The sequence below is a fragment of the Luteolibacter sp. genome (genome assembly GCF_039920825.1).
Classification (GTDB): domain Bacteria; phylum Verrucomicrobiota; class Verrucomicrobiia; order Verrucomicrobiales; family Akkermansiaceae; genus Luteolibacter.
The window spans coordinates 20,654-33,655 of the sequence record NZ_JBDSCX010000007.1; the positions used below are offsets into that span (position 1 = coordinate 20,654).

Genomic DNA, 13,002 nt, shown 5'->3' on the forward strand with positions numbered 1-13,002 from the left:
CTTTCGGGTTCTGGTGGAAATGGTCAATGGATCGCAAACCGGACGAAAAACCGGATGCTTCCGTTAGGGCTTGGGATTCGGAACGTGAGCCGATCGCGTGCGGGACTTCCGGGCAGGCGGTCGTTGCTGACGAAAACAACACCGGCGGCGGGCTGCCATTGGCCGACATTGTTCGAGCTTTCCGGGACAAGGCTCAATCCAGCCACATCGGCAGGACGTGTGATAGAGAGCAGCAGCGTGTTGCCAGCTTCCAAGGTGTAGGTGGGTGCCAGTCCCTGATCGGCGACGTTGGGATTTCCTCCAAGATAGTATTCGGCCAGCGTCGTCAGTCCGTCACCGTCCGCATCGAGATTGTCGGCCGGGTTTCCGTAGGTTGCTTTCCACGCCGCGTAATCTACCGAGTCACTCGCGCCCGGAGAACCGCCCGCCGCGGTGCTGGCGCGCCAGCTCAATGGATCGGAATGATCGGGGTTTGAAAACGGATTCACCAACACCAGCGAGTAGTCGGAATTACTGGGCAATGTAGGCCATGGAGCGGCGACACCATAGTCGAAGGTCCGGACCAGCGTGCTGTCGGCACGACGCAGCGTGATGGTCTCACCTTCATTCGCGAGCGAGCCGGTAAACAGTCCCGTCGACACCGGACGACCGGTGCCGAACTCGTTTTGGAAAGCCACCGTGTTTTTGATGACAACGACCTTCGCACCGGGAGCCAGACTCGCACCGTTGGCAAAGGTGAAGCCAATGCCTTGAGTGAAAGCCAATCCGCTCATGTCGATCGTCGCGGTGGTGGAGATGTTTTGCAGTTCGATATACTCGCTGTTGCCGCTTTGGACGAGCGGGTGATAGTAGATTTCCGAAACTACCAGATTGTTCGAAGCGGGAAGCTGGGTGCTGCCGGAATTGGTAATGGTGATGCTGTCCGCTCCCACAACCTGTCCGTTGAAATCAACGGCTTCGAGGTTGATCACGTTCGCTCCCGCGCCGACAGACACGACAGTTGACCAAGCGGTGGATGAGGTCCAGGTAACACCAAGCGGAGTGGTCGATCCGGCGAGCCGGATATTCCTAACATTCACCCAGCCCTGGCCGGCGAGCGCGACCGGAGTATCGTTGGTGGCGAAATTCGCGCCGCCATTGGTTGTGATCGCAAAGGTCACGGGTGCGGTGTCTGCATTAATGGCGGACAGGATGTAGTTGGAACGGGTGTTGATGTAACTCAAGTGCCCGGGGAAGTCTTCGTTCGGCAGCAAGCTTCCATAATGTGTCGTCCAGGCGGACATGTAGGACTGGTTGAAGACGGTGGTGCAAATGTCGTATAAATGTCCGAGATAGGCACGGCGGCGGGCCGGGTCGGCCGTCAGTTTCTGAAGCTCGTTGCTGGTGAAGATTGGCAGGGTCGCATTGTAGGCATAGTCGAGATCGTGCGGGAAATAGAGAACACGTCCGTCAGACGGACGGGCGAAGAACTGCCCGTTATGCTGTGAGTTCACGAAGAACGAATCCCCCGCCCCGCTGGCGCAGGAATAGGCGAGCGCGCGGAGCCATTGATCAACGTCCAGAACGTCGTTGACGGTGGAGTCGAACGCCGTGCCCGTCTTGTCGAACTGCTTGGTCATGGCGATGACGCGGCTGTAGTCGTCCTTGTCCTCGCTATTTTTCGTCAGATAGGACCAGCGGTAGCTTTCCTTATCATCACCCAGACTCGTCATTCCCACACCGACCACGCTGTCCGGCTGCGGCAGTTTGTAGCCGTTCGCATCCGCAGTGGTCGGATAGTAAATGAGCTCGTATTCGTAAACCGTGCCGTCCGCGCCATGATCGAACTGGGAATCGAGATAAACCGGTCCGAAGCGCGCCATCTGCAGGATCGCGGTGCTGGTGTGGGCGGGATTCGGGGCGATGACCTTCACCAGATCGTTGCTCTCGGCGGGAATGCCGCCGCTGGCATACATCATGTGATCGTAAAGAATTTCCTGCGCGCCGGTAATCTGTCCCTCGGAGCGGTCGATGGCGATGCTGCTGTGGATGCCCCGGAACAACTGGTCGTCGTTGAACGAGAGATTGAAGCCAACCCGTGCCGAGTTCTGGCGTCCGCGCTGGCTGCTTTTCAAACGGACACCGGCATTATAGTAGATCTCGTTTTCCCGATAGATCACCGTGCAACCGATGCGATCGTTGCTCATCAGATTGTTCGCCTGATAGAGCAGCGATTCGTCGGCCGGAGCCATGATGATACGAATGTTGTTCAAACCGTTGGTCGCGGCGAGACCATCATTAACCTGATAGATCGCGTGGGCCAATGCTCCTTCCGCCGGGAAATACGAGGTGGCGGGAACGGCGGCGGCATCGGTGGCGGCAACATAAAAGCGGACCACCGAAGCGGCTGCGTAGCCGGGGATGTGCGCGGTGAAAGTCGCGCCGTCACCGGTCGGCGTCATCGGCACGCTCGTGAACGCGCCACCGGAAGGCGAATAGTAAAGCGTCAGGGCTCCCAAGCCATCGGGATCGCTGGCGCGCGCGGTGACGGTGACGGTTTCTCCGGGTTCCGGCACGGCAGGAGAATGATTGAGAAATGTGAACCCGGGACCGATATTCGGCGAGACGGTCGAGTTGGCGAGACCAGGCGTGCCGAGGACCTGCGTCCGGGGAAGCACGGTGGTGCGCGGAAGCCGGTTGAAATACAGGCGGGTGTTGAGCTTGTTGCAGCCGCTGATCCAGCGGGCCTTGAACGAAATCTGATAGGTCCGTCCGTTCACGACGGAGAGCGCTCCGGGAAACGTGGTTTCGACATGGTTGTGCATGTGCTCGGTCGCACCGGTGGAATGCAGATAGAGCGCGTGGTTCGACGCATTGGCCGGGTCGGTGACGATGCGGGCATCACTGTGGTTTCCAAGGAAGCGCCATCCGCCCGTGCCGGATTCGAAATTTCCACCGCTGATCATGGACACGCCGCTGGCTCCGGGATTCTCGGTGACGGTGATGTCGTCGAGCAGGACTTCTCCTTCGTCGAGAAGACCCAGGATGAACTCGCGCCACTGACCGTCAGGACCGACGGAGCTCGCAGCAGCAACGCCCTGATAGGTGTAGGTTTGCCACGAACGGCGCGCGGTTTCATCGCTGGCGGCCCAGGATTCCGGCAGCGAGTTGTCGGAATGCGGATCACGAAGCTCAAGCGTGGAGCCTCCTCCGTCGGGTGTTCCCGGCCAACGGCCGCCATCGACATAGGAAACCTCGTCGGCCGGATTTCCCGACGCATCCTGAAGCAGGATGCGCTCGCCAGACCCGGAAAGGCTTCCCGACCACGGGCCTAACACAGTGAGGCCCGGAGCCGGGGGAATCAGGAACGGATCACGCGCGACAACCACGCGGGCACCGGGGGCGAGCGTGGTGCCGGAGGCGAAGGTATAGCCGATTCCCGCGGCGAATTTCCATGCGGACAGGTTCACGGCGGAGGTCCCGCGGTTATACAATTCGATCCATTGCTGCAGGGACGGGGCAGCCGGGAATTCAGGAACTCCGGGAGTGGTGACGACCGTTGCCGTGCCTTGGAGTCCGAAAACGAGGTCGCTGCTGCTGGTCGAGCTTTGATGGACCTCGACCGAGATCCGGTTGGTTCCGGTAACCGCGGTTCCGGACGGAACCGTCAGGGTGACCGGTCCGACCACTGCGGCCGTAGTGACGCCGGGATTCGCGAGGGTTGCCGCCGTGACCGTTCCGACAGGCACGTTGAAACGCGTGAGCTCGACTCCGTTCAGATAGATGACGGCACCGTCGTCGATCAGATGGGAAAGCGTCACCGAACTGAGATTCGCGGCATTCGCAGCGGACAGGTTGATGTCCGTTTCGAAATAGTAGGTGATGACGAACGGGTTGTTGGACGCAGGGGAATTGAGCGCCGTCCCGATCGCCAGCGGCAGCGCGTTGTTTGAAAAGGCCAGGGTTCCCGGTCCCGATTGCCAGCCGCTGCCGACCGCGTGGGCGGAAGCAGCCCAATTGGAACCAAGGATCGCGCCGGACTGGTTGTAGCGCCAGGTGGTACCGTAGGAAACCAACGGAATCGAACTGGTGACAGGCGGCGTTCCCGGGGTGGAGGGAAGTTCCGGCGCCTTGTAGCAGATTTCGTTGATGACGATATCATTCGTTAGAGCGAACTGGTTTAACCCGCCGGGAGTCGGAGCCGATGGACGCAGCCACTGGCCGGGATAGGCATCGCTGCGACCGCCGATCGCGGCGGCTGCGATCTGGACATCGGTGATCGCCGCATTCGTCGCGAGGAGGACGATCTTGTCACCGACAAGCGGCCGGAATCCGAGCTGGGCCTCGGTGAAGCTTACCACGGCACCGGCGGTTAGAGAAGACGCGGGCAGGGCGAAGGATGCTCCGCCTGAGATGCCCAGCGTGCAGCCGACCAGCGAAGTGGTGGTGGCCCCGTTGTTGCGGAGTTCGATGAAGAACGAGGGATCGGACGCGCCCGCGATTTCATTCAACCTCAGAGTCTGCGACTGGCCCGGATCCGCCGGAGTTTCCGTCCCCGCCAGACTCGCGGAAAAGTAGGCGCTGGGATCCGCGGCAGCCTTATGAAGCGAAACGGCAAGCACGTTGGTGCCGGAGACGAGTGACGACGACGAAAGCGTCTGGAAGCCGCTTGGCAGAGGCTGGGGAACGTTGGAAAGGGCCGCCGTGCCATGGCTGATGGTGCCGGCGGGAAGGTTCGTACGGGTGAGTTCCTGGCCGTTCAGATAGAAAATAGCACCATCGGCCACGGTCTGGTCCAGGCGGAGTTCCGTGCGCGACGGATCGCCGGTGAAGGTGAAGGTTTTCCTGAAATAGCTCGTCGGAGTGGCGGCCGCGAGCGGAGTGACGACCGTTGTGTTAGGGTATGCGGTGGTGAGGCCGTAGCGGGCTTCGAGGTATGCGCCGGCGGATTGGAATTCGGCGTCGGAAAGGGCGCTCTTGTAAACGAGCATTTCCGCGATGTCACCGTTGAAGCCGGCGCTCACGGTCACGGCATGCCGCCCGATGACGATGGGTTGCGGAGTAAGGTTGTCCCCGGGATCGTCGGTAGTTCCCTCCATCACGCCATCCACCCAGATTTCGAACCGACCGGCGACGGTGTTCCGGCGGAGGGCGACGATCTGGAACTGGGTGGTGGAGATCAGGGAGGTGGAAACGGGACCGCCGAGACCGTTGTTGCTGTCGTCGCGCTTCTGGAACTGGTAATGACCGTTAGACGCTTTGAGCGAAACGAGAGGTGCGTCGGCGATGGTGTGGTTGCGGTCGAAGATGTAATCGCTGTTGTCGGGAACGGAAATCGCCTTGCAGACGATGAAATAGACAAAGCCGGACGAGGGCGAGATGCCGGGCGACAAGGTCGTCCGGAATTCGTCATTGCCATCGAAGCGAACCACCGGCTCCGCCGTTGGAGTGGCGTTGGTGCGATAGGTCGGATTCCCCCCTGCGGTCGCGCTCTGCGTCGATCCGTCGGAGGTGGCGGTGTCGGTCCATTGGCTGAACGTCGCGGCATTGGCCACGCCGGTGATGGCACCGGCACGATAACGCTCGGTTAGATTCGCCGTGACCGTCAGCACGGGTGTGGACGACGCGGTGCCGAACAACGCCTGCCCCGTCGGCCATGCGGCATCGTTGAAGGCGTTGGTATTCCAGTTGGCGGCCGGGGCGGTGTTGGAATCGTTGTAGCGCCAGACGGAATTCTCGTCCGCCCAAGTGTGCCGGATGAGGGTTCCGGGTGGTGCGAAATTGGCGGCGGCGGGAGTCCCGCCCGGTGCGAGGCTGGCGGTCCAACTCGCGGCGTTTTCCGAGTCCGTGCCGGGCAGACGTTTCGCCAGAGTGGCCCCCACCCCGTCCGAGGCGATCGGCCATTCTCCGGTGTCACCATAGGTGACGCGGTCCATGAGGCGACCGGAACGACTGAGAAGTTCCAAGGTTTCTCCGGAGTTCGATAGATTTCCCGAAAACGGACCGAGAACGCCCGGCACTCCGGTGAGCGCGGCATTGGCGGGATTTTTCGCGACGACTAGAAATCCTCCCGCAGGAATGACGGTTCCGCTTCCGAAGGTGTAGGTGATGCCGTTGGCGAGCGACCATCCGGACAGGTCGACATTTACCGACATCTGGTTGTGCAGCTCGATCCACTCGGCATCCTGCGAGACGACCGGGTTGTAGTTCACTTCGTTGAACGTCACCACGGCATCGGCCAGCAAATGCGCCGGCAACAGCGCGACTGCAAAGAGCGCGGTTCGCAGTAAGACAGGAAAAGACATCGGGTGGTGTGAAAAAATTCGGGTGGTGAAACGAACCGCACTGGCTGAGCGAGGATTGGTGGCGGTGGAACCCACTCCAACCCTCGCTCCGGAGAGCGGGAAAGCCCCCGGAAACCGTTTTTTGGACGAGTCCCCGGGAGCTGTTAGCTGTATGGTAGTGATTTCGTGGTCAACCTGAAGCCGACCGCGAATCACGCTGAATCATTCGGTGCCTTGCACGCGGACGAACTTCTTGGCGCTGTCGACCGGGATCACCGCCTGCTTGCGGATGTAGTCCGCGGAGTAGCGTCCCGTTTGATTGGCGTCGGTGGTCGGAGTTACTCCGCTGGCTGTCCAACTACTCAGCGTCGTGCTTTCCTGAAGCACATAGACGCTGCTGCTGTTCAGACGCTCACACCAGCGGATGATCAGCGTGGAACCCGTGTCCTGAACGGTTGACAAGGTGCCGTTCGAAGCAATCGGTGAAGTGCCGAAAAGGAACTCGTTGAGGTTCGAGAAGCCGTCGCCGTCCGCATCATCCGTACGGTCGCGGTCAGCGGCGTTCGGGATGACCAAGGCCCAGTCTTCATAGGACAGGGAAGGACCATTGGTGACCGTTAGAACAGCAGATCCGGAAAACCGGCTGTCGTTCTTGTAGGTAGCCGAGGAGGTGGTGCTGCCGTAGGTTCCCGCGATTTGTTGCACGCCTCCATAGAACAGTCTTCCGACGGTTTCATCAGCAGAAACTCCGAGTTTTCCGCCATTGAGGATCACCTTGTTGGAGTCGGCGATGGAATTGCCGCTGACAATCAACTCTCCTCCGGAGACCGTGGTGTCCCCGGTGTAGGTGTTGGCTTGATTCAGCGACATCGACCCCGCACCGGTCTTCGTCAACGGTGAAACCAAACCATTCAGGTTTCTCAGAACAGCGTTCACGTCCAGATCGACGTCGGCAGTGCCTGTCACATCGGTCACATCGAAAACAGTTCCAGGCAAAGCAGCCGATCCCAACGAGACATTGGCATTCGGCCCTGCATTGGGAGTGTTGATGGTGGATGCCAGGTTGCTGTCGCCGCCAACGGTGACGGTGCCGACGAAGCACAAGCTGGTGTCGAATCCTGCAATGGCGATACCGTCGCCGACTGTGACCTCGGCATTGTTCAATGTGAGGTTGGCCACGAAAGCCAGGCCTGAACCTCTCAATCCCGAATTGTTGATCACAATGGATGGAGCATAAGCCGGCACTACGGAGGATTCACCAAGTGGCCCGATGCCATCGAGTGCCAGAGTGGCTCCCCCTTGGACCGTGACCACGTTGGTAGGAGTCATGGCTCCCGCAATACAAGTTTGATCAGGTCCGTTGCCGGCACCTTGTACCACTCCGTTTAAGGCAACCAGTGCCAGGAATCCATTGTAGGACGCAACTTCGGGAGATCCGACAGTTAGGCCAGCGGTGAACGAGTTGCCTACGTTGGTGAAACGAACGGCATTGGTTCCGGTGACAACAACGTTGCCATCACCGTTGATCGTCCTGTCGAAGTTATAGTCTCCGCCCACCGCGTTGATCGCGAATGTCGCCGGGCTGTTGACCATAACGTTGGATCCGAAGCCGGTGTTTCCACCATTGAAGTTGAGCTTGAGAGTGCCTTGGTTGATGGTGGTGTCACCGGTATAGCCGTAGCCTTGGACCTGCGCGTTGATCAGCTCCTGAGTGCCCGCGCCGTTTTTCACCAGCGACAGCGCGCCACCGTTCTGGTCGCGGATGATACCGGCGAAACTATGATCGGTGGCGGCATTGATCGTTAGGGTGGCGGGATCGGGATCGAAGGTATAGCCCGGTGCCGAGGTCTCGTCGTTCTGGATGATTGCAATCCGGTTACCAGTTCCACTTTCGATACCAGCGACGGTCTGATTGCTGCCGCGAAGTTGGAATTTTCCGTTCACCGCACCAGGGCCGGTCACGAATTTGATCAACGAATTCGGACCGAATTGGTTGGGGAGATTCGCAATCGCAAATGCGTCGAACGTGATGTTACCCACGGTCAGGTCGCCGGGAATCGAAGCACCCGCCGGGTTTGCCAGGAATAGGGCCCCCTGATCAACGGTGATGCCCGAACTGAAGGTGTTCGTTCCGGAAAGCGTGAGGTTGTTGATCCCCTGCTTCTCGATCGCCGCACTGCCGCCGATGTTGTTGGAAATTTCGGCATCTCCGCTTGTCGTGTCCAGGCTCAGTGTCGAACCGGGATCGAAGCCTCCGGTGTTGAGCGCGGCAACGTCGGCACTGGTGAACTCACCGGTGCCGCCCACCCTGAGAGTCAGAGTGGCATCCGGCGCAACAAGGATGTTGCTGGCGGACCAGTTGGCGGTGTTTCCGTTATAGAGGGAAAGCCGCTTGCCCATTTTCAGTTCACCGGCGCTAACAGTCGTCACTCCGGAGTAGGTGTTCGCTCCTGTCAGCGTCAGCGTGCCTGTTCCGGTCTTGAGCAGACCGCCGGTGGCGGAAACGGATGCGTCGGCAATGGAACCGGCATAGCTCGACGAGGTCGCATCGCCTACAAACAGATCCGTGTGAGCGTTCGATCCGGCATTGCCGAGGAAAACGGTCCCGCCGGTTCCCGAAAGGCTGTTGAGAATCGGCTGTGGCGAGGTGAAGCCGGCCGAGCCTCCGCTCAGCGACAGCGCCGCGGTGCCCACCGCACTGTCACTCCCAAAGGTCAGCGAGCCGTTGCTCACCGTCGCACTTCCGGTTAGAGTATTGTCAACGGAAAGAGTCAGGTGGCCGGTTCCGGAAACCGACACACCGGAGGCTGTCACGGAATTGGCAAACGCGGCGCTGCCCGCACCCGTCAAGTCAATGCTGTTCGTCACGGTGAGCACGTCACCACTGAACGTGTAAGGATGGGCGAGATCGTTGCTGAACGTCAGGCCGCCCGACGTCAGCGCTGTCGGAATCGTGATCGACCGGTTGGTGGCCGGGGTGGAATCGAAGTGCACCAGCGCGCGGTAGTCGAAAGGTGCCGCCACACCACTGAGGGTGTCTTTCCAGTTGCCGGACGAGGGGTTGATCCAGTTGGCATTGGTGCTACCGGTCCAAGTCAGGTCATTGACGAGTGGGGCGGCGGAGCCCAGCGCGATGAATTCGCGATAGCCGGCATAGCCGTTTTCCTGGTTATTGAAGAGGAACTTGACCACCGCCACATTGGTAGCGAGATAGCCTGAAGTAGGGGTAATCCGCGTATGCGTGGCGTTCGTCGGCGAAAGGGTGTGGTTGTTGACAGTCTCGAGTGAGATGAAAGTGCTCTCGCTCCCCACCTTAGAGTACTGAATGGTGAAATTCTGGTCATCCCGTCCGCCGTCACCCCATGCACAATAGGAATCGAACGAAGTGAGGTTGTAACCATTGGTATTCGCTGAAACGTCCAGCGGAAGCTCGACGGAAGTGCCATTCAAGGGAGCAACACTGGTATTTTGTACGCCCGCTGAGCCGGTCGATCCATCGGTCAGGATTCCCCAGGACGTGCCGGTGTTATCGCCGTTGCCATGGTTGCTGCCCGCCGGAGCTCCGGGATTTTTTGTCAGGCCGTTGTTCAGGAGATTGGTCCCCGATGGCAAGGACCACGTTCCGGTGTTATTGGATTCGTTGACGACGTTGATCGTGTAAGGAGTGTCACGCACGATGAACTCACGGAAACCTTCGTAGCCATTTTCCTGACCATTGAACGTGATCTTGATGGATTTGGCACCAGTGGCCAAGAAGCCTGTATTGGAGGAGACGCTGGAATGAGTGGCGCGGTTGCCGCCATTCAGGAACTCGCTGGTGTTGGCGATGGTGGTGATGGGGACGTAAACGCCCGGGTTCGCCACCGTGTCATACTCAAGAAGGAAATGCTGGTCATCGCGGCCATCGCTGGCCCACGCGGCGTAGGAATCGAAAGTGGCGATGTCGCGGCCTCCGGCGTGGCCAGTGAGATCCAGCGGGAACACAACCGAATCGCCATCGTTAGGTGTAACGGCGCTGGAGGTCTGGGTGTGGTCACCGAAGCTGCCGTCGATCAGTCTGCCCCAATTGCTGTCCGAGCCTTCGTGGGTGTTCGCGGTGCCTGCCGGAGCGGTGAGAAGATTTGGGCCTGCGGGCAGAACCCAGGCGTTGTCGCCATTCTTCAGGTTGGAGACCGCGGCGACCGGAGTGGTGTCCTGAGCAATGAACTCGCGATAACCAACGTAGCCGTTTTCCTGATTATTGAAAATGACCCGGAGCGAGTGGACTCCGGTGGCGAGAAAACCGGTGGTGTCCGTCAGCCGGGTGTGGGTCGACCGGACATTGCCGGTGTGGACGCTGGCAGAAGTGATGTTGATGAAAGTGGTGGGAGCCGCCACCGTGGAATATTGGAGGGTATAGTCTTGGTTGTCGCGGCCGCTGTTCCCCCATGAGCAGTAGGAATCAAAGGAGGTGACATCACGACCACCGGGGTGACCGGTGAGATTCAATGGGAAAGTGACGACATCGCCGTTGTTTGGCGTGCAACTCGCGAGCGCACCACCTCCACCGTCGCTGATGGTGCCGTCGATCACGGTGCTCCAATTGCCGTCCGACCCTTCGTGGGTCACCACGCCGGGTGATGCTGGCAGGGTGAGGAGATTCGCGCCCGAAGGAAGCGTATACGAATTGGTGTTGTTAGCCTCGTTGGCAGCCACGACGAGGGCGTGGGCCGAGCTACAAGCGATCAGAGGGGCGAAACAGACGACCAGGGTCCGTGGGAAGTTGCGAAGCGAACGGGGTTTCATTGGATTTATTGGATTTCGGGTTTTATCAAACAGGTCGGACGCAATGGATTTGCCGACACCCATCCACTGCGGCAGCCGTGGTGGAGACCGGTTCAGATAGTGCCGTTTGTGGACTCTGTGAACCTCCTCGTTTATGGAGTATGTCACAAACCGCTTATTTACAGCATATTACAGACCCAATGATTCAACAATTTCCGGGCAAAATCCATCTCAACCTATTGAATCCTCGAAATGCGAAATCCGTCTCCGAGTCGATCAAAACCGCCACGGCAATTCATTTCAGACTCCTCCCTTGGAGTAAGCCCCACAGGACTCGCGAACCACCAAGCCGGGTGTCAGACTGATGCTGCGTGGAGGAAGCGAAGGATCGACCAAGCGGTCCATCATGGCGCGGAATGCGGAAATCGCGATTTCCTGACACGGCTGGCGAACGGTTGTTAGAGGCGGCGTCACGAGGCCGGCGAACCCCGCATCGTCGAATCCCACCACCCGCACGTCGCCCGGCACCGAAACCCCGAGTTTACCCAACGTCTGGATAAGCACGGCGGCTGTATGATCGTTGCCACAGGCGATCGCATCCGGCCGCCCGGCCATGATCTTGTTGGCGAAAACCGGGTCGGCGACATTGCCCCTTTCGGTTGTCACCGAGCAGGAGTTGCCGCCGCAACGGCGAACCGCCTCCCACATGCCGGTGTGGCGGGCATCAACCGTCGATGCCGACCATGGACGCGCCACGCAGGTAAATTTCAGGCAACCGAGCTTGATGAGATGTCTTCCTAACAAATATCCGCCACCGGTATTGTCGACCCCGACGAGATCGAACTCACTGCGTTCCGGAAATGGTGTTAGATCGTGATCGACCAGCACAACGGGAATACCGGCATCACGCAACCGCTTGACCATTCTGCCATTCGCCTCGGCCCCGCCTTCCATCAGTTCATAGGGAGCGAAAAACACACCATCCACCCGCTTTTCGATGAACTGCTGGCACAATTCCTCACCATGCTCCAGCCGGGTGTCGGCATCCAGCTTCGGCAGGGTCGAGCCGCCCCAGACGAGGCCATATTCGTGGTGCCGGGCCAGACTGGCGAGATGCCCGGCGATGAGTTGGAAAATCTCAGTATGTCCGAAGTCCGGCATCAACAATGCCAACATCCGCGTGGCGGAAGCCGTGGCAGGCTGCTTGGGGGGTCTCGCATAGGTCCCCGATCCCGCCCGGCGGATAACCAGCCCCTCATCGCCCAGAGTGCGCAGTGCCTGAGCCACGGTTGGACGCGAAACCCCGAAGCGCTCGACCAGTTGGGCCTCGCTGGGCAGGCGTCCCTCTTCGCCATACCGGCCGGCAGAGATTTCCTTGCGCAATTCGGCCGCGAGTTCGGCGTGTTTGGTTGAAAATGAAGCATTCATGGGAATCTGTCATTGCTGAATTCAAAACCTACCAGCACAGGTTTAGCCGTGAAATTCAATGGGTTTGAACGTGTTGTTAACGCGGAGCGTCTCGCCCGTGAAACTCCTGATTTCACTAGGATTTCACAACTCATTCGATCATAGGCCTTTGAAACGCAAGAATTTTTCCAATTGTCATGACAGGAATTGCAGAAAGAAATTCCGTGACTTCGCAGCAAGGAGAATTTCGGGAGCCCGTTTCTGTATTCCAGTCATGAGCACTTACCGATCTGCCAATACAAGTAATTCTCAGATTTTCTGTTTCCCGGTTGCCGCTACGGCAGGTTGCCGACTTCCTCAAAGTTGCCTTCCCGCCGCATCAACTGATGAAACCCGTCTTGAAACCCATCGTCCTGGCTGTCGCAGCCCTCGCCGTTCAGCCCGCGTTTGCCGGAGTGATTTTGTTTCCCAACTCCGACTTCGAAGCAGGCACACTCTCTAACTGGACCGCCGTCGGCACAGCTTTCACCCGCCAGCCAACCTTCGGCGACAACACCACCGCCCGCGA

The 13,002-nt window shown here is 59.3% G+C and carries 3 protein-coding genes; all 3 read right to left on the reverse strand.

Translation table 11 applies throughout. From position 1 onward, the window contains the following. Positions 1-23: 23 nt before the first annotated feature. The 3 genes from ABIQ96_RS01025 to ABIQ96_RS01035 all read right to left on the reverse strand — a co-directional run bounded on the left by ABIQ96_RS01025 (position 24) and on the right by ABIQ96_RS01035 (position 12,455). On the reverse strand, positions 24-6,284 hold the full coding sequence (locus ABIQ96_RS01025; RefSeq protein WP_348212669.1) for a lamin tail domain-containing protein: 6,261 nt from the start codon (positions 6,282-6,284) through the stop codon (positions 24-26). 201 nt (positions 6,285-6,485) lie between these two features. Next, positions 6,486-11,048 carry an autotransporter-associated beta strand repeat-containing protein gene (locus ABIQ96_RS01030; RefSeq protein WP_348212670.1) on the reverse strand — a complete coding sequence of 1,521 codons (4,563 nt, stop codon included), beginning with the start codon at positions 11,046-11,048 and terminating at the stop codon, positions 6,486-6,488. 279 nt (positions 11,049-11,327) lie between these two features. Continuing rightward, positions 11,328-12,455 carry a GntR family transcriptional regulator gene (locus tag ABIQ96_RS01035; protein WP_348212671.1) on the reverse strand — a complete coding sequence of 376 codons (1,128 nt, stop codon included), beginning with the start codon at positions 12,453-12,455 and terminating at the stop codon, positions 11,328-11,330. Positions 12,456-13,002 lie beyond the last annotated feature (547 nt).